The organism is Providencia sp. PROV209 (genome assembly GCF_028479485.1).
In the GTDB taxonomy this organism is placed as follows: Bacteria; Pseudomonadota; Gammaproteobacteria; order Enterobacterales; family Enterobacteriaceae; genus Providencia; species Providencia alcalifaciens.
In genome coordinates, this window is record NZ_JAMPNR010000001.1 from 111060 (window position 1) to 135783 (window position 24724).

Consider the following 24724-nt stretch of genomic DNA (forward strand, 5'->3'; position numbering starts at 1 on the left):
GTATGAAGCCAGAATATCTTGCATTATTAAGAGATAAGCTCTGGCGACTGAATCACTTGTACTGGATCACCAACAAAGAAGGTAAGCCAGTTCGATTTAAAATGACACCTGAGCAGCTTGAATACTTTGAAGGGATGCACACGCGAAATATTATCCTCAAAGCTCGTCAACTTGGTTTCACAACTGAGGTTTGCATTATCCAATTAGATGCGGCGCTATTTGAGGCGGCTAAATGTGCCTTAATAGCCCACACGCTAAACGATGCTAAGCGACTATTCAGGGAAAAGATAAAGTATGCCTATGAAAAACTACCTGATGAAATTAAGGCTGCTAATCCGGCGAGTAATGATGCGGCTGGTGAATTGGTTTTTAGTAAAGGCGGATCACTTTATATCAGCACGTCATTTCGTGGCGGTACACTCCGATATTTACATGTATCTGAGTTCGGTAAGATATGCGCCAAATATCCAGAAAAGGCTCGTGAGATTGTTACTGGTGCGTTTGAAGCGGTATCAAGTGACTGTTTTACAACAATTGAAAGCACTGCTGAGGGGCGGGCGGGCTATTTTTATGATTATTGTCAGTCGGCCGAGAAAGCGCAAATTCAGTGTAAAACTCTATCTAACTTAGATTGGAAATTCTTTTTCTTTTCATGGTGGAAGAATCCTGAGTATGCGATTGATCCTGTTGAGCAATTGCCGCAGCGATTAATTGATTATTTTGATGAGATATCCCGCAAGCATGGCATTCACTTGGATGAGCATCAGAAAGCGTGGTACTACGCAAAAGAAAAAACACTTGGCGATGATATGAGGCGGGAATACCCGTCAATACCCTCAGAGGCATTCCAGCAATCAGTTGAAGGTGCTTACTATGCTAAGCAATTCCGCTTTCTGTACGAAAATAAACGCATTGGCACACTTCCTGATAATTCTCACTTACCTGTTCATACGTATTGGGATATCGGCGTTGGTGATTCAACGTCAATCTGGTTTATTCGTGAAGTCGGTAATGAATTCCACGTGATAGACCATTACTCAAACAGTGGTGAAGGTCTAAGACATTATATGAAAGTGCTGAAAGATAAAGGCTACACATACGCGAGTCATAATGGACCACATGATATTGATAACCGTGAATTTGGTTCAGATGCGAAATCGCGTAGAGAACTAGCTCGTGAAGGGTATGAAATTGGCGGGCAAATTTACTCGATTCAATTTGACGTAGTGCCAAAGCTTTCTATTGATGAAGGTATTGAGGCTGTACGTGAAATTCTTCCTCTGTGTGTCTTTGACGAACATAAATGTGGTGAAGGCATTGCTCATCTCGAAGCATACCGAAAAGAGTGGGATGACAAACGAGGTTGCTGGAAAGATAAACCACTTCATGATTACACATCACATGATGCTGATGGGTTTAGATATTTTGCTGTAAGTAGACGGAACGTTAAACGACCAGCATTCGAAATTAACTTAGGAACAACCTTCTGATGAGTATAAATAATGTTGATTTTACTCGACCGGAGTATAAAACGGCTGCTCCTCAGTGGGAGTTAGTTCGCGCTGTTTGTCGAGGTGGCGAGGAAGTAAAGAGTTATCTTCCTGAATTGGAAGAAAAGGAAAGTGAGCGTAAGAAAAAGCGCAATAAAGACTATCAAGACCGTGCGGTGTTTTACCCAATAACAGGTAACACTCGTAACGGTATGATAGGGATGGCATTCAAGAAAGATCCATTGATTGCTGTTGCTGAAAAGCTGTCTTGTTTAAAAGATGATGCAGATGGTGCAGGTTCAAGCATTTACCAATTAGCTCAATCCTCTCTTGAATCGGTATTGGAAGTGGGACGACATGGGCTATATGTTGATTACAACAGCGACTCTAAGCTCCCGTACATATTTCAATATCGTGCTGAAGATATTATTAACTGGCGGACTGATCGTATTAATGGCAGGACGATGCTAACGCTGGTGGTATTGCGAGAGACTGTTGAAGAGGCGGACGGTTTTGGATTTAAAGATGCCATTCAATACCGCGTGTTAGTGATAGAAGATGGCAAGTTTATCTGTAGAGTATATCGCAAGACAGCTGGCAGCAGTGTGTATCAAATCCACTCTGAATATATTCCAGAGCGTGCAGGTAGTGGTGCTTGGGATGAAATTCCATTTACGTTTATGGGTGCTCAAAACAATGACCATACGATAGATGAGGCGCCATTGTTAGGTTTGGCAAAAATTAATCTAGGGCATTATCGAAATTCTGCTGATTATGAAGATTCAGTGTTTTTCTGTGGGCAAGTTCAGCCATATCTAGGCGGGTTAGATATAGAGTGGCGAGATCACTTAGAAAAAACAGGCATCATGGTTGGGTCTCGTTCACCTTTAATGCTGCCAGTGAAAGGGTTCTTTGGTTACGAGCAAGCTCAGCCAAATATGTTGGCTAAAGAAGCTATGGACAGTAAGCGTGATTATATGGTGGCACTGGGCGCTCAATTGGTTTCCGCTGACAGTAAAGTCAAAACGGTTATTCAGTCTGTTGGTGAGCAAAACGCCCAAACTTCTATCCTTAGTATTTGTTGCTCAAATGTCTCAGATGCGTTTAGCAAAGCGTTAATGTGGTGCGCTGAATACTTAGGTTTAGATACTAAAGACACTTCTTTTGAAATTAACAAAGACCTCGTTAATCACATTGCTGATAGTTCGATGATCCGTGAAATTGTGGCTGCATGGCAATCTGGTGCAACACGCAAGTCTGACTTGGTGAGAAGTTTACAGAAATATGATGTTATCGATCCCGCTGATGATATTGATATGGTGGTCGATGAGCTTAACAACCAAGAGCCGACAATAGTAGGTGAAACATGAAATCAGTGAATGAGCGATTAAGGGATGAATTGATAGCTCACACTTTGTTTTCTGGTCGTTATTCTACAGGTGTTGCAAGGCGCATGATAAATGCACTCAATGAATTTGACGCTGAATTAACAGCTTCGCTTATTGTTGCCTTAGATGATGACACTATTGACGTTAATGGCTTTACTGCAAGGCGATTAGAGTCATTACTATCGAGCGTGAAAGCTATTAATAAGCGTGCGATTGATAGCGCTTTTACGTTGTTAATAGGCGAAATGCGAGAGCATGCTTTGTATGAAGCGGGTTATTATTCCTCATTATTCGATGCTTTATTACCTGATGCTGTTCTACGCCAATATCCGCTTATGGGTATTACAGAGGAGATGTTGTTTTCCTCAGCAATGTCTCGTCCATTTCAAGGGAAATTACTGTCTGAGTGGGCTGCTGGATTAGAATTTGACCGCATGACACGCATAAACAATGCTGTTCGCAATGGTTATTTAAATGGCGATAGTGCGCTAGAGATTGGGCGTAAAATCAGAGGTCATGCAAATCAAGGCTATAAAGATGGTGCCTTACAACTTAGTAGAGCTAACGTAACAACGATAGCGAAGACGGCAATCAGTCACTTACAAGCGACAGCAAGAGAACAATTTGCTGAAGCTAATAAAGATATCCTTGACTGCAAACAGTGGCTATCCACTCTCGATAATAAAACCTCCCATGATTGCATTGTCCGGGATAGGCTGAAGTATACTCTGGAAGGTAAACCAATAGGACACAAAATCCCCTATCTACAAGGTCCCGGTAAAATCCATTTTAATTGCCGCTCAACGGAAACTTTCGTCACTAAGTCATGGCGTGAATTAGGTATTGATGCGAATGAGATGGACGCAGGAACGAGAGCATCAATGGATGGGCAAGTTCCAGCAGAGACCAATTTTCTTGATTGGGTGCAGCGACAACCAGACTGGCGACAACGGCAAGTATTCGGTGAAACACGATTTAGATTAATGAAAGAGGGCGGTATGCATCCTTCTGAATTTTATACAGATAAGGGAGAATTTATTTCGTTAGAACAACTCAAAAAGCTAGACGAAAAAGCATTTAAAGATGCAGGTTATAGCTAATCAATTAACGATTTAACCAAGGTCACTTCGGTGACCTTTTTTATTGTCTAAATTCAGCCAAGGGCTGGTTTACTTTAACGCGCTAGGCGCAATGAATCCCAAGGGGAACAACATGTTATTTATGAATATCGAACGCAAATATTACTCACAGGCTGATGATGGAGCTGGTGGTGGAAGCGGTGGAACTGCACCTGTAATCACACCGGAAATTCAAGCCATTATCGATAAAGCAGTCGGTGAGCAAGTAGCTGGGTTGAAGGCTAAACGTGATGAGTTATTGGGTAAGCTCAAAGAGCAAAACGATAATCTCAAGCGTTTTGATGGTATTGATCCCGATGCTGTACGTGGAATTCTCAAACGTTTTGAAAATGATGAAGAAGCCAAGTTAATCGCTGACGGCAAAATTGATGAAGTCATTAATAAACGTACTGAGCGCTTACGCAATGACGTTGATAAACAACTGAAAGAAGCCAATAGCCGAGTGGAAAGGGCTGAGGCTTTTGCTAATAAATTTCGCCAACGTGTATTGGGAGATGAAGTGCGCTCTGCTGCTGGTAAAGCCGGCGCATTAGCTAGCGCACAAGAAGACTTAATTTTACGTGCCAAAGGCATTTTCCAAATCAACGATGAAGGTCAGGCCGTAGCCGTTGATGATGATGGTAATCCAATTATGGGGAAAGATGGTCGAACACCGTTATCACCCGTTGAATGGGTCGAATCATTAAAAGAAAGCGCGCCTCATTTGTTCCCTGCTGCTTCAGGGACGGATGCAGGAAAACATAAACAAGGTGGTGCACACCTTAAACGTTCTCAAATGTCTGCGAGTGAGAAAGCTGATTATATTCGCAGATACGGACGTGACACATTTTTAAAACTACCTAAAGAGTAAGGGAAGATAAGTAATGGCTACGACGACTAATAGCGATTTAGTAATTTACAACGACTTGGCGCAAACAGCGTTTTTAGAGCGTCGCCAAGATAATTTAGCCGTATTTAATCAGGCATCAAATGGTGCCATTGTGCTTGATAACATTTTTATTGAAGGAGATTTCCGTAAGCGTGCTTTCTATCAAATTGGTGGCTCGATTGAGCATCGTGATGTTGATTCAACAGGGACAGTAGAGAGTAAAAAAATTGGTGCGGGCGAATCTGTTGAAGTGAAAGCTCCATGGAAATATGGTCCATATGCAACAACGGAAGAGGCATTTAAACGTCGAGGACGAGATGTATCTGAATTTTCTGAGCTAGTTGGTATTGATGCTGCTGATGCATCTCTAGAAGGTTACATTAAATATTCCTTAGCCGCATTGGGGGCAGCTATCGGTAGTAATACTGATATGGTCGTGACAGCAGACATTGCTACAGATGGGAAAAAAACACTCACCAAAGGGCTGCGTCGATATGGGGACAAGTTTAACCGTGTAAATCTCTTCGTCATGCACTCTACTACGTATTTCGATATTGTTGACCAAGCGATTGATAACAAAGTATACGAAGAGGCTGGTGTGGTTATCTATGGTGGGCAGCCGGGAACGTTAGGTAAACCCGTCTTGGTAACAGACAGTGCGCCAGTTGATGCTATTTTTGGTCTTGTTCCGGGGGCGGTGACTATCATAGAGTCACAAGAGCCAACCTTCCGCTCATTTGAGATTAATGATAAGGAAAACCTAGAGATTGGATATCGTGGCGAAGGCGTTGTTAACGTAGGCGTGCTTGGTTATAGCTGGGATGAATCAAAAGGCAAAAATCCAGACCTAACCAAGTTAGGTACTGCGGGTAACTGGAAAAAACACTTTACGAGCAACAAATTGACAGCAGGTGTGATGATTAAATTAACTGCCCAGAGCAAAAATGCAGCAAAGCAATAGAGCCTGAAGTAGTGAAAAGGAAAAAAACTACTGATGGCAAGTGAAGATAGGGGCGTAATGCCCCTTTTTATTTTGAGGTGGTCATGATTGATGCCGATAAAAACTCACCTACGTTTAATAGTTATGCTGGTATTGAAGATTTAAAAGCATATGCGAAAGTCAGGAATTTACCTCTGTCAGACAGCAAGTCACTCGAGTCATTACTCATCGTTGCTATGGACTTCTTAGAATCCCAAAAATGGAAGGGTAGTCGTTCCGACAGTACGCAGCCATTATCTTTTCCTCGCACTGGATTATTTCGTGATGGGGTTGCAATTGCTAGTGATGCGATTCCTAATCAGGTTATACAGGCTCAGTGTCGCCTTGCACTTGAAGCACAAGAGAATGAATTACAGCCAACATTAGGTGCGGAAATCATTTCTGAGCGTATAGAGGGGGCAATTGACTTGAAGTATGCAGAAGGCACAAATACTGGCGTGCCTAATTTTGCTTGGCTGAAAGGTTTGCTATATGGCTTGATTGATAGCTCAGAAGGCTTGGTGATTAACACATTTGCAGTGAGGTAGTGATGAATATTTATCAGCGAGGTTGTCACACAGCATTACGAATACTGAAAAAGTACGGTGCTTCATATCAAGTGAAACGCGCTGGCAAGCATTGGGTTGATGATAATGGTGTTGAGCATCATGAGCCTGAGTCTCTATTTTCAATTATTGGTGTAAAGGTTTTGTACAAACCATATGAAATTGATGGAACTCTAATTCTCTCTACGGATATTAAAATGGTTCTTTCTCCAGAGGTTGATATTCGAAAAGGGGATTCTGTTCTTGTTGATGGTATCTGGCTTCGCGTGCATGAGCCTAACCCCGTGAAACCTGCTGATATTGTTATTTGCTACAAACCTCAGCTGAGGGCTTGATATGACTGATTCATTCATGAGGTCCGTTAATTTGTTTGTAGAGAAATCTCAAGCAAATATGGAAACGGTAGTAAGTAAAACGGGATTCAAGATTCTCGCACAGTTAGTTGAAATGTCTCCGGTTGGTAATCCTGAACTATGGGAAGTTAATCAGACGGCTGTTAATTATAATCAAGCTGTGTTTGAGCACAATGAAGCACTGAGAAAAGACCCTAATAATCTGACACCGAAAAGGGGTTTGTTAAAAAAACGAGTTCGCGTTAATGACTCTATGGATATCAAGGCACCTCCGGGGTATACAGGAGGGCGATTCCGTGGGAATTGGCAAGTCACTTTTGATTCACCTGCTGATGGTGAAACTGGGCGAGTTGATAAATCAGGCAATATGACTAAGGCGGTTGGTAATTATGTGCTTGAGCAGTTCAAAGTGGGTATGAATGCTATCTATTTTACTAACAATGTTCCTTATGCCTACAGGTTGGAAATGGGGCACTCAAGACAAGCTCCTAATGGCATGATTGCAATTACCGCTGAAAACGTAGGTAAGTTCTTTAGAGACGCTATCGCAGAGATGAAGTAAATGAAACAATCTGAAATCAATCAGTCTATTCGTGCGCTGGTGGCAAAAATTGCTAAGCAAGAAGGGGTGAAGGTGGCTTGGTCAAATATTGAGTTTGACGATATTAGCACTCCATATTTGCAATTACATATAATGCCAGCCATAACCGAAAATCTAGGTCTAGCGTTAGATATGCCAGTTCAAAAAGGTGTTATTCAACTTAATGTTGTTGAAAAGATTGGTAATGGTGATTCGGCGGTTATTAGCTTGGTTGATGCCGTCAAAGAGCAGCTCGAAAATGGTCTAACACTAACGGAGTCACTGTATCTAGACGGTGAACCAAATCAGCTACCGCCACTTACTAGTGATATCAACTACATCATTCCAATACGTACATCCTATCGATGTTATTCAATCCGATAAACGACCGCCTAAATGGCGGTTTTTTTATGCATAAAAATGAGGTTCATAATGGCTTATAACATTCCTAATGGCTCACGTGTTTATGTTGCGAGTAAATACGGAAAAGATGTTGAGTTTACGGCGGCAAGTAATGCCACTGAAGCTGTACTTTCTGTCGCAGCATCAAGTGGCATTAAAGCCGGAGATGTTGTTCTCATCACATCTGGGTGGAAACAAATGTCTGGTGTCTTTCGTGTGAAATCAGCAGAAAACACAAGTATCACGCTTGATGGTGTTGATACGACAGATACAGAACGTTTTCCGATTGGCGGCGGCAAAGGAACGCTAAAATCAGTTCAAGAATGGGAAGTAATGCCCCAAGTCATGACCTTATCAACAGAAGGTGGTGAGCAGCAAACACAAGAAATTCAATTCTTAGAAGATGAGCAAGCAGAAACAGTTGATACCTATAAATCGGGTATTGTGCAGGTTTATACATTTGCTCATGATGCGAAATTACCTATTCGAGGGTTATTAATGTCCTTGGATGATACAAAGCAGTTAACAGCGATTCGTTTTTATAATAAACGGGCTGGTGAAGACCGTTACTACTCAGCTAGTGTGTCATTCCAACGCGTTCCTAATACTGCAATTAACGAGGTTGAGAACGTATCTGCACGTTTCTCTCTTAAATCCGATATGAAAATTTACACTACCGCATAATAACAGCCCCTTTGGGGCTTTTAAGGAAACCTAATGGCGAAATTTACTCTGAATCCCAATCCAATATTTAAAGCTGATGTAAAAATCCGAGTGGCTGGCAAAAGCGAGCCGGAGGTTGTGACATTTACGTTTAAACATTTACCAATGAGTAAATTGGAAGAGTTAAAAAATGAGCCAGTAAACAAATTTTTTACTCAAATTATTGCTGATTGGGCAATTGAAGAGCCTTATAACGAAGATAATTTAAAGTTGTTATTTGACAACTATCCATCAGCCGCAGGGGCTATTACGACAACGTATTACAATGAATTGTTAGGTAATCGCGAAAAAAACTAATATCGGTCGCTGAAGCAATGTATGGGGGAATGACAAAGCAAGAGGCTGAAAATTTTGAGCGAGCTTTTGGCTTTCCGCCTGATATTGATGATGTTGAAGTTGTTCCTGATGTATGGGAGTCATATCTGGTATTTTCTGCGATGAGTACACAGTGGAGAGTTGGTATGAATGGTGCTACGGGACTCGACTATAGCGTTATTCCCAATGTTTTAGAGCTACTTAACATCAAAAATAAAGCGACCATATTTGATGACTTAAGGGTTATGGAGCTAAAGGCTCTTGAGTTGATAAACAAGTAGTCAGGGGCTGTAATGCCCCCAGTATTAACTTTAAATTAATAGAGCCGGTTAAAGTCATTGTCGTCTCTATCGAGAAAGCAATCAGTACGTTTAGATTGATTTTCTATACGATTGCATTTTCTAGATATTTTGGCACTTTTATCATGAGCAGCTCGGACTTCAGCTTTTTCTGCTGGAGTTAATTCTGAATAACTTCTTCCTTGACATCCAACCATTAGAATTGATGTCAGTAACAATAATGTATATTTCATATTTTCGGCAATGCAGTTAATAGTTATAAGCCATAAGTTTACTTTATAAAAAGTAAATGAAGGAGGAATAACGACACTGTAGGTCTGATTTTCTAGGAGGGGATTGCATATTTCTAGTCTTTTGATACTTGAAAATGATCTTTACAATGAAAATGAGTGAAATATACTGTATATAAATACAGTAATATTGGTGCATTATGAAGCTAAAGCCTATCGATTCCGAATCAATTCTCAGCATTCCATTATTCTTAGATAGAGTAGCAGCGGGATTTCCATCTCCTGCGGCTGACTACATGGAGGAAAGAATAAACCTTAACAGCACATTGATTAAACATCCAGATAGTACGTATATGTTACGCGTCGAAGGTAATTCTATGATTGACGCTAACATTAACGATGGCGATGTTGTGATTGTCGATAGCGCATTGGTAGCAAAGGACGGGGATATTGTTATCGCCAGTGTTGATGGGGAGTTTACAGTTAAGAGATTAAAGTCTTATCCGCCGATGTTGATACCGATGAATCCTGATTTTCAACCAATACATATTGGTGATACGCAGGATTTACAGATATTTGGCGTAGTCACATTCATTATTCATAAGGCTCAGTAATGTTTGCCTTAGTTGATGTAAATTCGTTTTATGCGAGCTGTGAGAAAGTTTTCAGACCAGACTTAGCAGGAAAGCCAGTAATTGTTCTGAGTAATAATGATGGCTGTGTAATTGCTCGTTCTTTTGAAGCAAAAAAACTCGGTGTAAAAATGGGGGAGCTTTACTATGAGAGAAGAAACTATTACCTGCAAAATCATATTAACATTTTTAGCTCGAACTATGCGTTATACGCTGACATGAGCAACAGAGTGATGTCTCTACTATCAATGTATGCTCCGCGTTTGGAAGTGTATTCAATAGATGAGGCATTTCTTGATTTCACTGGCTTGGTTCATACCTTTAATTTAGAAGATTATGGGCGAGAAATTCAATCAACGATATTGCAGCGAACTCACTTGCCAGTAAGTGTTGGCATCGGTCCGACTAAAACGCTGGCTAAAATTGCGAATCATGCCGCTAAAACGTGGAAGAAGACTGGTGGTGTGGTTGAGCTATCTGATAGAAGTCGGCAAAGAAAATTACTGTCATTTATTCCGATTGAAGACGTGTGGGGAATAGGACGAAGGATTTCAGCCAAGTTAAGAATTATGGGCATTTATACCGCTTTAGACTTGGCTAATGCATCAGTGACTACAATACGCAAAGTGTTTGGCGTAACGCTAGAAAGGACACTCAGAGAACTTAACGGTGAGTCCTGTATTGAGCTTGAAGAAGTCAGAAAAGTTAAGCAGCAAATATTATGCTCTCGCTCGTTCGGTAAGAAAGTTTTAGATATCGACATTATGCGCAAGGCTATTTGTGACTATGCAGAACGAGCAGCGGAGAAACTACGCGAAGAAAAACAGCGATGTCGAGTTATTGGTTTATTCATTCAAACAAGCAGACACGCATTTGGTGAAGATTACGCTAATAGTATCAGTATCAAACTTGAATACCCTAGCAGCGACACGCGAGACATCATTAATGCTGTTATGCGTGGTTTAGATTCTATATGGCGAGATGGTTACCGCTACTATAAAGCCGGGATAATGTTATCTGACTTCACAGATTCAGATGTTACTCAGTTTGATATGTTTTCTACTCAAAAACCATTTAAGAACGGCGATGAACTTATGAAAACATTAGATACAATAAATAATAGTGGTTTAGGTAAAGTCTGGTTTGCTGCGAAAGGGAGCGATAGTGGATATCAGATGAAGCGCGAAATGTTATCACCAGCGTACACGACAAATTTTAATGAGCTGCCTGTAGCTAAAATCTAGCATGGAAAATAGAATATCGAGGATTACAAGAGTTTAAATTCAGTAAGTTAGGTTTAAAGTCTGAAGATCGGATTTAATTAGGTAGTCACATAAAGATTGATATTCAATTTTGTTTTTTAGTTAATTTATTCAATGCATTAGAATTTGATATAGATCAATGAATGATGTTATTAAGTACATAATTAAAATAATCAGCACATATTGAAAAGCAATGTTGGCTAAATAGTTTCATAACCAATTAAGAGATATATAGAAAGAACATTAGTGTAATAATTTGTTTTAACATCTTTAATATCAAAACAGATGTGACTATCTTTAGGAGTTAATTATGAGTAAAGCTAAAGAACTACAAATTCGCCCACTTAAAACGCCAACAGATTTATCTCCAAAAGCAACAAAAGATATCAGTGGAGCAATGAATGCAATTTTGGCTGATATTTTTGCTATTTATTTAAAAACTAAAAACTTTCATTGGCACATGAGTGGTCCACATTTCCGCGATTATCATTTATTACTTGATGAACAAAGTGAACAACTATACTCCATGACAGACCCTATAGCTGAAAGAGTTCGTAAAATAGGTGGTGTGACTATACGTTCTATAGGGCAAATATCAAAAATGCAAAGGATTAGCGATAACAATGCGGAATACGTAGAACCTTTAGATATGCTTGCTGAGCTTTGTGAAGATAATAAAATGTTGGCTTCAGAATTTCGAAAAGCACATGAAGTATGCGCAGAACATGGCGATTATTCCACTACAAGCCTAATAGAAAACTGGATTGATGAAACAGAACGCCGTGTCTGGTTTTTATTCGAGGCTTGTCGAGAAGCTAAAACGTCCGGTCATTAATGTAAAATTTATGTAGTTAAGCGAGTTTAATACTAGAGGGCTTCTAAATCAGAAGCCCTCTTTGTGATTAAGAATATGGTTAGAAGTGTCAGCAAATAAAATTGGTCGTATTGCAAACAAGAACGGATTGAAAACTGACGAATTCGGTAAGTTCTTTTTGGACAAGTCAGCTTACTCATCAAAGCAGGTTGAAGCGTTCCGTTATAATGAGAACAGTATTAGCGCGTTACGCCATATTATTCACGGGAAGGAAGTTGCCTAACCTACACATAGCCCAAGGATGAGCTTGCATTCTAGATCACATAATTATTTTTAACTAAAGAGTTCGATTATGTGTAGTAAAGCTATTCAGGTATATTCAGGGGGCTAATTTATTAATGAGGTTAAAGATGATTAAGTATATTTGCGCCCTGTTTATTTTATTTTCTGGATATACCCTGTCTGCTAATAACGAGAATGATATGGGGTTATATCGAGATAATAACTATAATATTTTGGCTTTGGCGGGAAAGTATAACTGTGGAGTTTATTCCATACCTGATGACCTTAGTGATAGCAATAGATATAACGGAGTGCAAATCGGGACTGTTAAGTTGGAAGTAACTCCGCATGCAGATTATAACAATGCAATGATAAATATAACCTTTGATACAGGGGTAGTTATAACATCACCAAAGCTTGAGTTGCTTTCAACTGATGCTAAAGCTACTGTGTATTTTAGTGAAAATTCAGGGGTTACATTTGCTTATATGATATACGACAGAATGGGTATTAAAGTTATTTTGCACAATAGCAACAAAGGTCAAGAAATTAGTGTCGGTTTAGCTGATTGCAAATACGAAAACAGTTGACCCGTCTATAGGTAATAGATTTATTTTAAAAAAACATGAATAGATGAGAGTGACATCAAAAATTTGAAGGAATGGAACCCAATGAATACCAGAGATTTCTAGAGTCTCTAGAAGTCACACAAGAAGAGATTGCTAATATTCGTAACTTGTAATGTACATGTGCTCAACTATAAATAGTGTTAATAATCCACTCCGGTGGGTTTTTTATTGCCTGAAATTTGCATCTATCCTAATATCCATTGGACTTAAATTAAACTTATTAAGGCAATGGAATGAATAAATTACTAGCGTGCTTTTTGAGCGTATCGATTTTAAGTTCTGCTGGGTGCGTAACTGCGGCGGTTTGGGATTCGAACACGGCAAAAGAGACCAATATAAGGGAACGTGTTGATTTAAAAGATAATATTGTATCTGCTTTTGAATATAAAGATATTAGTGTTAAAAATAAACTAACTAATCAAAAATTAAAAGAGATTGAGCTTCCTACTTCAGGTTATGGTTTTTTAGGTGATAAATATATTTATATACTGACGAATGGTTCTGCTGAATTAATGAAATTAAATGAGTTGGTTAAAGTAATTCCATTGTCAGCATTTAATAACCCGGAGGGAGTTATTAGAATCGAGATAAAGCCAGATGAGCGCAGAGAAGGACTAGTAAAATTTAATGACAGTTACTTTGTTTATATAGATAAAAAGTACAGGTTAAGTCCAGAACAAGAGAAAAGCCTTAAGGATTTTGGTTTTAGTGAGAGGCGATTTGATAATGATAAGTCATGGGTTAAAACAATCCCGCTAAGTGGATATTTATTTGATAGGAATGGAATAACTCTTCCATTAGTACCCAATGCTAAGCTAAATCAATCATATAAGGTTGAGTTTTATACTACAGAGGAATACACATCACTTAGTGCTGGTAAATTGGCTGGTAATGTCATGATTACACCATTTACTATTGCTGCTGATATTATTGCAACGCCAATATTACTTATACTGTATGCAAATTACGTCAATAAGTAATAAAAAGTAGCAAAAGTATTGATTGGGTCGCTTATGCGACCTTTTTGTTTGCTTCAATTTGCACTCCCACTAAGTTAGCATAACTAAAACTTATTCGTGGGATGGTGAGATGAACAAAAATGAACTTATGGAATATATCCAGAGTAATTATGGTGCTGTCGCTGAGTATCCATGGGCTAAGTTTCCTAGTTACATCATTTATAGGCATAAAAATAACTCAAAATGGTTTGCTGCCATTCTGACAATATCATCAAAGAAGTTATATGAAAGCGAGAGTGATGAGATGGTAGATATTATAAACCTTAAATCACCTCCTGAATTAGTTGGTTCGTTGAGGTTAAAGAAAGGGGTATATCCAGCATATCACATGAATAAAGAGCACTGGATTACTATAAAGTTGGACAGTGGATTTCCTGAAGATGAGCTTAAAGTGTTGATTGATGAGAGTTACAAATTGACTGCAAAGTAATTAATCTAGCCCGTCCTTGGGCTTCTATTTTAACGCCATTCTATTGGCATTGGTGGGCTAATTCTGAAAATAACTACTTTAAGTTTAATTACTTATAGTTAAAATCATTAGGGTGATTATCTAGGCTGCCCGTAAGTGCTGCAAATAAAACCGTTTTCCCATCGATTGATAAATCATCGGTGATATTAAACCAGAGTAAATCCTCAGTATTGTTCTTTTCATCATTTGAAGAGAATACACCTGCCATAACATTCTTTTCTTTAGAGTACATAATCGCAATTCGCTCTGCTGGGCAATTGTGAGGTTTGCACGCTGTTGCTACTTGGTATTCATTACCGTTTAAAGTCACAGTATTTGATGGGGATTCAGTACCACCAGTTAAGACCCATGATGGGAGGTCGTTATTTTTTACAACTTGAAGGAATGCTGTTTTAGTCTTTGCATTACTAGCTAACTTACTGATAGTTAACTCGTTTCCAGCATGAGCATTGGCTGCGATGAAAAGGGCTGCGATGAGTGTCAATTTTCTAAGCATGTTAATAATCCTTTGTGTGTTTAAAGGTTATCTGGTTAGTGATGAATGTTGGAAAATGAAATTCTAGAATAATATGGCGTTAATTTAAATAAAAGTTACATACAAGCTAATTTAACCACCTATGAGTGGTTTTTTATATCTGGAGAAAGGTAAATGGCAGATATAGCAACCATCTCGCTTAAAGCTGATACGTCTGATTTAGAGCGTGGGACTCAAAAATTAAAGGAGTTTGGCAGCACAGCAGAAAAGGTAAATGGCTCAGCTCAAGACCTGAACGAACAATTTAAACGCGGCGTTGATAACCAGAAAAAAGCAGCTCAAGCTGCGGAGAAACAGCGTAAAGAGCTTCATGAGTTACTTAATCAGCTGAACCCTACAAATAAAGCTTTTGAACGATTAGATGACTGGCAGACAAAGCTTGTAGCAGCAAGTAAAAAAGGGTTACTTCCCAAAGATCAATTCAAAGATTATAGCAGCATATTAGACCAAACTAGAGATAAGCTGCAAAGAATGCACATGTCTCTGACTGCAGAAGGGCAAGCATTATTAGCTCAGGAGGCTGCAACGAATAAAGCAAAGCAAGCCGCAGATGAATTCTTACAATCTCTTAAAAATCAGACGGATTTTATAGGAAAAACCAAAACTGAAATTTTAGAGTTGAAAGCAGCGCAAATGGGAGTTTCGCAACAAGCTGCGCCAATGATTGCCAAGCTGAAAGAACAAGAAAAAGCATTCTTAAATGGTTCAATCACGATTGGTCAATATCGAAACGCTATGCGTCAGTTACCCGCTCAAATGACGGATATTGTCACATCGTTGGCATCTGGGATGCCTGTATGGATGGTGATGATACAGCAAGGTGGTCAGATAAAAGATTCCTTCGGTGGTATAGGAAACTCATTGAAGGCGTTAGCATCGCTAATTACCCCAGCAAGAGTTGCAATGTTTGGATTTGTTGGTGCCGCCTCTGCGGTAGCTCTTGCTGCATATCAAGGCTCTAAGGAATTTAGTGAATATAACAAGCAACTGATTCTTACTGGTAGGTATGCAGGGAAGACTGCGGCACAACTGGATACTCTTGTTAGAAACTTATCAGGAAATGGTATTACCCAGTATGGTATGGCTGATGCTATATCAAAAGTTGTTGGCTCAGGGGGATTCTCCGGCGATACAGTTGAGATGGTTTCTAAAACAGCAGCCGCAATCGAAAAGGCTGTTGGTCAGTCAGTTGATGAAACAATCAAGCAATTTCAGCGTTTAAAAGAGGAGCCAGTTAAAGCTGTTACTGAACTAGATAAATCCCTTCACTTCTTAACGGCTACTCAGTTAGAGCAAATAATGGCACTGCAAGAGCAGGGGAAGGAGCATGAGGTTGCAAAGATAGCAATGGAGTCTTATGCCAATGCAATGCAGGAGCGTAGTCAGCAAATTGAAAACAACTTAGGTTTTTTAGAATCAGCTTGGAAAGGCGTTAAGGAAATGGCGAGCGATGCATGGGATGCAATGCTTAATATAGGACGAGAAAGAACGCTAGACCAAAAGATTAAAGACTATGAAGAGAAACTTCTTGAGTTCCAGTTAGACCCTGCTGCTAAAGGACTGCATCATTATAAAACAGGTCAGACACCTGAAGATTTAAGGCGAGAACTGGATTTACTAAACGAAGAAAAGTTTCAGAGGGATATAGAGAATGCGAGAAAAGAGGCGGCTAGAAAACAGGAAGAGGTTAAAAAGTCACAGATTTTGGCTGATGAAGCATTAAGGCGAGAATATGAGACCGCGGAGGAGAAACACCAACGCAAATTAAGTGAAATAAAAAATAAAGAATACGCTTCTCAGGCTGTAAAGGATAAAGCGATTCGTCGTGAAAAGGAACGGTATGAGAAAGAAAAACTGAGAGGGAAAAAGAAACCTACAGCATATCGACCTGACTATGGCACTCGTGCGGATGAGTCAGCCAATGAAGCTCTCGTTTCTCTACAGGCTCAACTTAAAGTATTAAAAGAGCATAAAACTGTTGCTGATGTGATTAGCTCAGAGCGTAAAAAGCTTTGGGATATGGAAGCCAAAATAGCTGTATTAGAAGAAGCAAAAGCGACACGTAAGCTTACCAATGATGAGCAATCGTTATTGGCTAAAAAAGAATATGTATTAGCTTCTCAACGCGCATTAGCAGTAGTTGGCGATGAAATAGAGCGTCAAAAGCAACATAATAGAGAGTTAGATAGGCAACTAAAACGAGTTGAAGAAATAAAAGCTAAGAGTCGAGCGCTGGATATGGGCACTGGTAAATCTGACCGTATGTACCAACGTGACATCGCACTTGAGCAAGCTAAATCACCAGCAGAGAAGCAGGCATTAGAGGATTATTACAGTAAAGAAGATTCGTTACGTACCAATTGGGAGGCTGGAGTTAAAAGGGGATTTGCAGAATTTCAAGACCAAGTCTCCAATGTTTATGGTAACGTATCTCAAATTAGCCAATCAGTATTTCAAGGTATGAGTAATAGCGTTGTCGATTTTGTTTTAAAGGGCAAAGCTAGCTTTGGTGACTTTACTCGCTCATTTTTAGAAATGACGATTAAAATGCTTATGCAAATGGCGATGCTGAATGCTATGAAAGCTGCTTTTAGTGGGACTGTTGTTGGTGAATTCTTAGGGCTAAAAGGTCATGCAACAGGCGGATATACTGGTGACGGCGGTAAATATGATGTAGCTGGTATCGTGCATAGAGGCGAATTTGTATTTGACAAAGAGAGTACGGCTAAATTAGGTAAAGCTAATCTATATCGGTTAATGGATGCAGGAAAGAGAGGTTATGCATCTGGTGGATATGTAGGTGGCTCTCAGCCAATGTCAGTGAGTCAGCCTCGAGTGCAAGTTTACGGCACTCATCCTGCTGGTGGGATTAACGTCAATCTTAATTTTGGTGGCATCAGCGTTGTAAGTGGTGCTCAACAGCAAGGTTCTATGCAGAATGTTGATATCCGAGCTGCGGAGCAATCCTTAAATAATAAGCTTAAGCGCTTCATGGCAATAGAGGGGCGTGAAGGTGGTGATTTGTACAAAATAATCAAAGCTGTTTCTGTTGGAAGATAAGAACAGTATTAAAAAATTAATGAGAGGTAGTAATGGAGTTAAAACTTGGAACTGTAATCATTAACCCAGAAGATGAGCAAATCAGCATTCCTGTCGATGTTTATAAAGGTGATGAGTATAGTGTTGATTTCGTATTGGCAAATATAGTCTACCAAACAAACTTGAACTCTAGTAAACCGCTAGCCGAATACTTTGACGAAGCTAAAGATCATGCACGGAAAACTATCAAATTATTAAATCAGTAAAGATTATCTAGATTGATCCTCACATAGCCACCTTCGGGTGGCTTTTTTATTTAGGGGTAATAATGATTGAAGAGTTTAAGTGGCGAACTCAAATCCAAGACTCGCCAACTGGCGAATTTAAGCATCGAATAAAAGAAGTGGCATTTGGTGATGGCTATAAGCAAGTTTCAGGCGATGGTCTCAATACTGAATCTCAATCATGGGGATTTACCTATACAGGTCATAAATCTGAGGTAATGCCTATTTTTTCCTTTATCCGGTCGCACACAGCAAAATCATTTATCTGGGTTCCACCATTTGGTGATAAAGGTCTGTATCGGGTGAAGGCAGATTCCATCACATTAAAGCCAATTGGCGGTAGCTCTATCACTATAACTGCAACCTTTGAACAGGCGTTTAGTGTATGAATATAACATCTGACATTCAAAAATTAGAGCCGGGGAGTAAGGTTCAATTAATTGAAGTGGACGGTAGTGAGTTTGATGGACCAACTCTTCGATTCCATGCTTACAATTTGCCGCATGCACCCGAAGAAATTGACGCTGCAGAGGGAGGTATCAAACCAAAATCTATTTGGTGGCAAGGAAATGAATATGGCGCATGGGCTTATGAAATCGAGGGCATGGCTAAAAATAGTGATGGTAGTCCAGCCAGACCCTTATTAAGAGTGGCTAATATTGATGGTTTGATATCCTCGTTGTGCTTGCAATTCGATGATATGGCACTGGCGAAAGTGACTATTTATGAAACCTTCGCTCACTATCTAGATGCTAGGAATTTTCCAGAGGGAAATCCTACCGCTAACCCTGAAGAATTTTTCAAACAGGTTTATTTCATCGACAGAAAAATGAGCGAAGTCGCGGGAGAAGCAGTTGAATTTGAGTTGTCGAGTCCGTTCGACTTGCAAGGGGTTATGATCCCCGGTCGCCAAATCCACAACCTCTGTTTCTGGTGTATGAAAGGCGATTATCGAAGCGGGCGAGGTTGCAATTATACGGACAATAAATATTTCGATGAGCGTGGTGAACCGGTTGATGATCCGGCATTAGATAAGTGCGGTGGACTCATTAGCGATTGTAAAAAACGATTTGGCGAAAATGAACCTTTGGATTTTGGAGGATTCCCTGCCGCGGGGTTAGTACGATGATCACGAAGAAATTAACAGAGGTAATATTTCAGCATGTCAAAGCGGAATACCCTAAAGAAGCGTGTGGCGTGATTTGCCAAAAAAGTCGAGTCAAAAAATATTTTCCCTGCCGAAATCTTTCCGATAATCCAACTGATCATTTCGAACTTTCCCCAGAAGACTATGCCGCAGCCGAAGATTGGGGCAATCCAATAGCGATTGTTCATAGCCATTGCGGGGATGGAGTGACGTCTCAACCGAGCGAAATAGACAAATTGCAATGTGATGCTTCGGGACTACCGTGGGTGATAGCTTCCTATCCGGAAGGTGATATCCGCATAATCCAGCCTAGAATTGAGCGTGAGTTAGAAGGTCGTCCGTTTGTGCTTGGTCACGCAGATTGTTGGTCGCTCATTATGGATTATTACCGACAGATGCACGGGATTGAGCTGCATAATTACAGCGTTGAGAGACACTGGTGGGAAGAGGGTGAAAACTTGTATATGGATAACTGGCAGCAAGCGGGCTTTGTCGAGTTTGCCGGTGACTTAAAGGAGGGCGATATGGTCATTATGCAAGTGCAAGCTCATGTTCCGAACCATGCAGGGGTGATAGTGAATGGTATGCTGCTTCACCACTTATACGGTCAGCTCAGCCGCATCGTTCCATACAGTGATTATTGGCGTGATAGGACAGTGAAAATAGTCAGACGTAAGGAGTTGGCATGAGTTTAAAAACAATACGACTCTATGGTGTTTTGGGTACCCAATTTGGTCGCGAACATCAACTTGCTATCGATTCTCCGCGTGAAGCGATTAAAGCGTTATCGGTACTCTATGATGGATTCGAGCAGTTCCTTGCCAATGCGCATCTGAAAGGGCTGGAATTTGCGGTATTTAAAGGTCAGCGCAATATTGCTGAAGACGAATTGCATCTTGATACCAGTGAAGAAATTCGCATTGCTCCGGTAATTAAAGGGAGTAAACGGGGTGGTTTCTTCCAAACTATTTTAGGGGTTGCACTAATTGGTGCTGCCGCATTTTTATCGGGAGGTCTCTCTGTCGCATTTACCGCTGCAGGGACATGGGGAGGGGCATTGGCGTTGAGTGGTGCTGCTATGGCAATCGGTGGTTTGGTGCAAATGCTCTCACCCCAGCCTCAAGGCTTATCCATGCGACAAGATGCGGATAATAAGCCATCCTATGCATTTGGTGGTGCTGTAAATACCACGGCGCAGGGCAATCCTGTGCCGCTGTTATATGGACTAGACCGCCGTGAAGTCGGAGGTGCGATTATCTCCGCGGGTATCTATACCGAAGACCAAAAATAACAAAATTAATCTTTATCATATACGAAAACGGCTTGAGTGCCGTTTTTTTATGGGTGAAATATGGAAACGATATACGGCGCTAAAGGTGGCGGAGGGGGCGGTCATACGCCCGTAGAAGCCAAAGATAATTTGCTTTCAGAATCGACTGCAAAAATTCTGTTAGCCATTTCTGAGGGGGAAATTGCGGGGGGCTTGGATGATACGCGTATTTTTTTAGATGAGACGCCAATTGGTAATGCGGATGGAACGAAAAACTTCGAAGGGGTAACATGGGAGTTTCGCCCCGGTAGCGAGCAACAAGAGTATATCAAAGGGATACCGTCGGTTGATAATGACAACGCCGTGGGTGTAGAGCTGCGAGACGATCAGCCGTATATCCGAATGATTAATAATACGCAGTTATCCGCTATTCGCCTTCGCTTTTCAGTGCCTCAGTTAATGCGTCAACACGATAATGGTGATACAACGGGATATCGCATTGTCTATGCGATTGATTTATCTACAGACGGTGCTGGGTATCAAGAACTCGTTAAGTCTGCATTTGATGGTAAAACGACCAGTGAATATCAGCGCACCCATCGTATCGATTTACCCTCAGCCACGACAGGTTGGCAATTGCGCGTTCGGCGACTCACCAAAAATCAGAATACCGCTCGTATTGCCGATAAAGTCTCGATTGCTGCGGTCACCGAGGTGATTGACGCCAAGTTACGTTACCCTAATACGGCGCTTCTCTTTGTGACATTTAATGCCCGTCAATTTAACAACCGTATCCCTAAAATTAGTGTTCGTCCGAAAGGGGGATTGTTAGTTAAAGTGCCGACAAATTATGACCCTGTGAATCGAACGTACGCGGGTGTTTGGGATGGAACGTTTAAGCTGGCGGCAACCAATAACCCCGCCTGGGTGTTTTATGATTTAGTCCTGAACAATCGTTATGGCAGTGGTGACAGAATCAAACCCCATCAGATTGAAAAGTGGGATTTGTACAAAATCGCACAGTATTGTGATGAATGGGTGCCTGATGGACGAGGAGGCGAGGGAAAAGAGCCTCGTTTTTTATGTGATGTGTATATTCAATCACAAGAGGCAGCGTATACCGTATTACGGGATATTGCGGCTATTTTTCGAGGAATGACCTTCTGGGCGGACAATAAAGTCAATGCGGTTGCCGATATGCCAGCCAGTATTTTTCGTACATTTACCAATGCCAATATCGTTGGGGGAAAACCGTCTTACTCGGGGGGCAGTATCCAAAATCGCTACACCCAAGCCTTAGTTTCATTTACGGATACGGATAACCACAGCAAAGATGATATCGAGGCGGTCGCAGATTTAAAACTTCAGCATCGTTATGGCGTGCGTAAAGTAGAACTCTCTGCAATTGGGTGTACCCGTCGAAGTGAAGCGAATCGACGTGGTCGCTGGGCATTACTGACTAACGCAAATGACCGCATGATCACATTTGCCACGGGGTTAGAAGGGGCAATTCCCTCACCGGGTCATATTATCGCGGTAGCTGATTCAAATTTAGCTGGGCGTGATAACGGTGGGCGTATCTCTTCCGCGAAAGGAAGGAGTATTACTCTTGATAGAGAGACATCAATTAAAGCGGGTGATCGCCTGATCATCAACTTACCAGACGGAAAATCAGAAGGGAGAACCGTTACTTCAGTAAATAAAAAAGTGGTTACAGTTTCTGTTGAATATTCCCAAATACCACAGAAAGAGACCGTGTGGGTGGTGGATTCTGATGACTTAGCGGTCCAGCTATATCGAGTGATTAATATCAGCGATAACGGCGATAACACTTATACCATTAGCGGTGCTATCCATAATCCTGACCATTATGACCATATCGATTCAGGTGCTCGCATTGACGAACGTCCCGTAACGGTTATTCCGCCTCGCGTTCAGCCTGCACCGAAAAAGGTCGAAATCACGTCTTACTCAAGAGTTGACCAAGGCATGGCGTTGACTACGCTCAGTGTCAGTTGGGACGCGGCTGAAAATGCGATTGCTTATGAAGCGCAATGGCGTCGTGATAACGGGAACTGGGTCAATGCACCAAGGACATCATCACTGGGGTTTGATATTGAGGGCGTTTATTCTGGTCGATATCAAGTGCGAGTTCGAGCGGTTAATGCGTCTGAAATTTCTAGTGCTTGGACAAATGCCCCCGAAACTAGCCTGACAGGAAAAGTGGGTAATCCACCGAAACCTGTCAATTTTAAAGCCTCGCCAAGGGTGTTTGGCATTAAGTTGGATTGGGGGTTTGATGAAAATACTAGTGACACATTGAAAACGGAAATTCAGTACAGTAAGACCCCTAATGGTGAAGATTTGATGCTGTTATCTGATGTCCCTTATCCGTCAAGAAACTATGAGATGGCAGGTTTAGCCGCTGGTATCGTATTTTACTTCAGAGCAAGACTTGTTGATAAATCGGGTAATGAATCCGAGTGGACTCAATGGGTGCGAGGAGAATCAGAGTTTGATGTGAATACCATCTTGCCGGATTTGAACGAGCATTTCATGTCGACAGATGCTGGGAAACAGCTCTCTCAAGAACTTGATTGGCTGAATGAGTCGGTGTTAGTCAATAGTGCAGCAATTAAAGAAGTGAAGAGAGAGGTTACGGTAAACCATGAACAGTCACAATCTCAACATAAAACGTTAGAGCGTGCGTTTGCGGATGAACGAAAATCGTGGGCAGAAAAATACGCACAAGTGACCGCATCAATTAATGGGGTAAACGCAAGCGTTGTTCGGCTTGATAAAGCGGTTACGAATTTAGACAGGTCTTTCAGTGAATCACAGAAGCAAGTTCAGGCGAAATTGGATAATCAAGGTGCGCTGATTAACTCTAAGATGCAGGCGGAATTTAAACAAAATGCCGGGTACGCGATGCACAATACAAACATCACAATCATGGTGGATGGGAAAAAATATAGTGCCGCGAGTATGGTTATTAGTGCTGAAGTGAAGGCGGGGAAAATTGAATCGTTCATTGGATTTAATGCAAATAATTTTGCTTTCTTTAATCCAACACGAGGAAAAATGGAACCCTTGATGTTCATGAAAAATGGACAAATTTTCATGCGCGAATCATTCATCGCCGATGCCTCGATTAGCAATGCCAAGATAGGAAGTGTGATTCAGTCGAATAATTTCGTTTCGGGTAAATCAGGATGGCAAATTAATAAAAATGGTACCCCTGAATTTAATGACGGGATATTTAGAGGAAAGATTTATGCTAGAGATGGTGAATTTAGAGGAACTGTTTATGTAGACAAACTTGTTGGTGATAATGCAACCGCGACAATTTATAAGGAGGTATCTAAGAGCGAGATTCATGGTAAGCGTTATGACCAAATCATAGAAACATCGGTAATTTATAAGGGTGGAATGCCTTATGATGTTGATTTATTGATGCCAACGATGCAGTTCACTGCGGAGGGATCTGTGCCCGGCGCGATTCACTCTACTCGTGTAGAAATTATCATCAATGGAGTTAAATACTCGCCTCAAACTACGGTAATAGCGACAGAAAAAGATCGAAGACTGATTTGTTCTTTGTATACTACACTCAAAGCGGCGGTTAAAGATGTGAAGGTGACAATTAGATATATCACGTACCATAAAAACGGTTGCAAGACTACAATTCATCCCGCGATGATTATCGCTTGTAAACATAATTCTTCTTCATTTATTTCCATATAGCTTATTAATGAGCAGTGATATTCCCATTCCAACCACAGGATTTGGAGGAAGTATATTTGTATCTTTGCGTGCATATGCAGTCGTTGTATCGAGTACTACAAATACAAAGCGAGCTGAAATATTCAAAGAAGAGGGGACACTCATCAAAGCAATAAAAAGATCAGTCTCAGTTAATATTGAGTGATTCTATTTAACTCATTGAAGCAGTGAAGTTAATAAAACTGTCACTGTATTGGTATCAAGAATCAGGGTACAGAAAATAGAAT

The 24724-nt window shown here is 40.7% G+C and carries 26 protein-coding genes and 1 pseudogene; 26 read left to right on the plus strand and 1 reads right to left on the minus strand.

Annotation, left to right across the window (positions count from 1 at the left end; translation table 11 throughout):
* Nucleotides 1–2: 2 nt before the first annotated feature.
* From PR795_RS00590 to PR795_RS00680, 19 genes and pseudogenes are all read left to right on the plus strand, one after another.
* A complete protein-coding gene (locus PR795_RS00590; RefSeq protein WP_272516567.1) occupies nucleotides 3–1490 on the plus strand; it encodes a terminase in 1488 nt (495 codons plus the stop codon).
* Complete coding sequence (locus tag PR795_RS00595) at nucleotides 1490–2860, plus strand: DUF4055 domain-containing protein (protein ID WP_036960285.1); 1371 nt, start codon at nucleotides 1490–1492, stop codon at nucleotides 2858–2860. Before PR795_RS00590 ends, PR795_RS00595 begins: the two co-directional genes overlap by 1 nt.
* Nucleotides 2857–3978 (plus strand): hypothetical protein, encoded by a 1122-nt coding sequence (locus PR795_RS00600; RefSeq protein WP_272516568.1) that lies wholly within the window; start codon nucleotides 2857–2859, stop codon nucleotides 3976–3978. The genes PR795_RS00595 and PR795_RS00600 overlap by 4 nt, the downstream gene beginning before the upstream one ends.
* Nucleotides 3979–4090: 112 nt before the next feature.
* Entirely contained in the window at nucleotides 4091–4867 is a 777-nt protein-coding gene (locus tag PR795_RS00605; protein WP_036952450.1) for a hypothetical protein, read from the plus strand.
* A gap of 13 nt (nucleotides 4868–4880) precedes the next feature.
* Nucleotides 4881–5846 (plus strand): major capsid protein, encoded by a 966-nt coding sequence (locus tag PR795_RS00610; protein WP_036975048.1) that lies wholly within the window; start codon nucleotides 4881–4883, stop codon nucleotides 5844–5846.
* A gap of 83 nt (nucleotides 5847–5929) precedes the next feature.
* Nucleotides 5930–6412, plus strand: coding sequence for a DnaT-like ssDNA-binding protein (locus PR795_RS00615; RefSeq protein WP_272516569.1), 483 nt, complete (start codon nucleotides 5930–5932; stop codon nucleotides 6410–6412).
* Between the two features lie 2 nt (nucleotides 6413–6414).
* Nucleotides 6415–6765 carry a hypothetical protein gene (locus PR795_RS00620; protein ID WP_006659251.1) on the plus strand — a complete coding sequence of 117 codons (351 nt, stop codon included), beginning with the start codon at nucleotides 6415–6417 and terminating at the stop codon, nucleotides 6763–6765.
* 1 nt (nucleotide 6766) lies between these two features.
* Nucleotides 6767–7345, plus strand: coding sequence for a hypothetical protein (locus tag PR795_RS00625; protein ID WP_006659250.1), 579 nt, complete (start codon nucleotides 6767–6769; stop codon nucleotides 7343–7345).
* Complete coding sequence (locus PR795_RS00630) at nucleotides 7346–7747, plus strand: phage tail terminator-like protein (protein WP_154629326.1); 402 nt, start codon at nucleotides 7346–7348, stop codon at nucleotides 7745–7747.
* A 48-nt stretch (nucleotides 7748–7795) separates the two neighbouring features.
* Nucleotides 7796–8449 carry a phage tail tube protein gene (locus PR795_RS00635; RefSeq protein ID WP_272516570.1) on the plus strand — a complete coding sequence of 218 codons (654 nt, stop codon included), beginning with the start codon at nucleotides 7796–7798 and terminating at the stop codon, nucleotides 8447–8449.
* Nucleotides 8450–8482: 33 nt separating this feature from the next.
* Nucleotides 8483–8785 (plus strand): phage tail assembly chaperone, encoded by a 303-nt coding sequence (locus tag PR795_RS00640; RefSeq protein ID WP_036960303.1) that lies wholly within the window; start codon nucleotides 8483–8485, stop codon nucleotides 8783–8785.
* A 17-nt stretch (nucleotides 8786–8802) separates the two neighbouring features.
* Nucleotides 8803–9084 carry a DUF1799 domain-containing protein gene (locus PR795_RS00645; protein WP_036977980.1) on the plus strand — a complete coding sequence of 94 codons (282 nt, stop codon included), beginning with the start codon at nucleotides 8803–8805 and terminating at the stop codon, nucleotides 9082–9084.
* Nucleotides 9085–9532: 448 nt separating this feature from the next.
* Nucleotides 9533–9946, plus strand: coding sequence for a translesion error-prone DNA polymerase V autoproteolytic subunit (umuD, locus tag PR795_RS00650; RefSeq protein WP_272516571.1), 414 nt, complete (start codon nucleotides 9533–9535; stop codon nucleotides 9944–9946).
* Complete coding sequence (umuC, locus tag PR795_RS00655) at nucleotides 9946–11208, plus strand: translesion error-prone DNA polymerase V subunit UmuC (RefSeq protein WP_224050448.1); 1263 nt, start codon at nucleotides 9946–9948, stop codon at nucleotides 11206–11208. The genes umuD and umuC overlap by 1 nt, the downstream gene beginning before the upstream one ends.
* A gap of 328 nt (nucleotides 11209–11536) precedes the next feature.
* Nucleotides 11537–12061, plus strand: a complete 525-nt coding sequence (locus PR795_RS00660) for a Dps family protein (protein WP_006659243.1) — start codon at nucleotides 11537–11539, stop codon at nucleotides 12059–12061.
* Nucleotides 12062–12140: 79 nt separating this feature from the next.
* A pseudogene (locus PR795_RS00665) lies at nucleotides 12141–12323 on the plus strand (hypothetical protein); the annotation flags it as partial.
* 127 nt (nucleotides 12324–12450) lie between these two features.
* Nucleotides 12451–12912 (plus strand): hypothetical protein, encoded by a 462-nt coding sequence (locus PR795_RS00670; protein WP_036975041.1) that lies wholly within the window; start codon nucleotides 12451–12453, stop codon nucleotides 12910–12912.
* A 272-nt stretch (nucleotides 12913–13184) separates the two neighbouring features.
* Nucleotides 13185–13931: a hypothetical protein gene (locus tag PR795_RS00675; RefSeq protein WP_272516572.1), complete on the plus strand. Its 747-nt coding sequence runs from the start codon at nucleotides 13185–13187 to the stop codon at nucleotides 13929–13931.
* A gap of 109 nt (nucleotides 13932–14040) precedes the next feature.
* Nucleotides 14041–14400 (plus strand): MmcQ/YjbR family DNA-binding protein, encoded by a 360-nt coding sequence (locus PR795_RS00680; RefSeq protein WP_006659239.1) that lies wholly within the window; start codon nucleotides 14041–14043, stop codon nucleotides 14398–14400.
* Nucleotides 14401–14488: 88 nt separating this feature from the next.
* Here PR795_RS00680 and ivy read toward each other — a convergent pair whose 3' ends face one another.
* Complete coding sequence (gene ivy / locus PR795_RS00685; protein WP_272516573.1) at nucleotides 14489–14935, minus strand: Ivy family C-type lysozyme inhibitor; 447 nt, start codon at nucleotides 14933–14935, stop codon at nucleotides 14489–14491.
* 153 nt (nucleotides 14936–15088) lie between these two features.
* On the opposite strand from ivy, the gene PR795_RS00690 reads away from it, so the two are divergent.
* The 7 genes from PR795_RS00690 (at nucleotide 15089) to gpJ (ending at nucleotide 24458) form a co-directional block, all read left to right on the plus strand.
* The gene (locus PR795_RS00690) at nucleotides 15089–18034 is read left to right on the plus strand and encodes a phage tail tape measure protein (RefSeq protein ID WP_272516574.1); all 2946 of its coding nucleotides are present in this window, start codon (nucleotides 15089–15091) and stop codon (nucleotides 18032–18034) included.
* A gap of 32 nt (nucleotides 18035–18066) precedes the next feature.
* Complete coding sequence (locus tag PR795_RS00695) at nucleotides 18067–18279, plus strand: hypothetical protein (protein WP_036952419.1); 213 nt, start codon at nucleotides 18067–18069, stop codon at nucleotides 18277–18279.
* 62 nt (nucleotides 18280–18341) lie between these two features.
* Nucleotides 18342–18686, plus strand: a complete 345-nt coding sequence (locus tag PR795_RS00700; protein ID WP_006659235.1) for a phage tail protein — start codon at nucleotides 18342–18344, stop codon at nucleotides 18684–18686.
* Entirely contained in the window at nucleotides 18683–19426 is a 744-nt protein-coding gene (locus PR795_RS00705) for a phage minor tail protein L (protein WP_006659234.1), read from the plus strand. The genes PR795_RS00700 and PR795_RS00705 overlap by 4 nt, the downstream gene beginning before the upstream one ends.
* Nucleotides 19423–20133, plus strand: a complete 711-nt coding sequence (locus tag PR795_RS00710) for a C40 family peptidase (RefSeq protein ID WP_036960323.1) — start codon at nucleotides 19423–19425, stop codon at nucleotides 20131–20133. The genes PR795_RS00705 and PR795_RS00710 overlap by 4 nt, the downstream gene beginning before the upstream one ends.
* Nucleotides 20130–20735, plus strand: a complete 606-nt coding sequence (locus tag PR795_RS00715) for a tail assembly protein (RefSeq protein ID WP_006658704.1) — start codon at nucleotides 20130–20132, stop codon at nucleotides 20733–20735. The genes PR795_RS00710 and PR795_RS00715 overlap by 4 nt, the downstream gene beginning before the upstream one ends.
* 60 nt (nucleotides 20736–20795) lie before the next feature.
* Nucleotides 20796–24458 (plus strand): TipJ family phage tail tip protein, encoded by a 3663-nt coding sequence (gene gpJ, locus PR795_RS00720; protein ID WP_272516575.1) that lies wholly within the window; start codon nucleotides 20796–20798, stop codon nucleotides 24456–24458.
* Nucleotides 24459–24724: the final 266 nt, after the last annotated feature.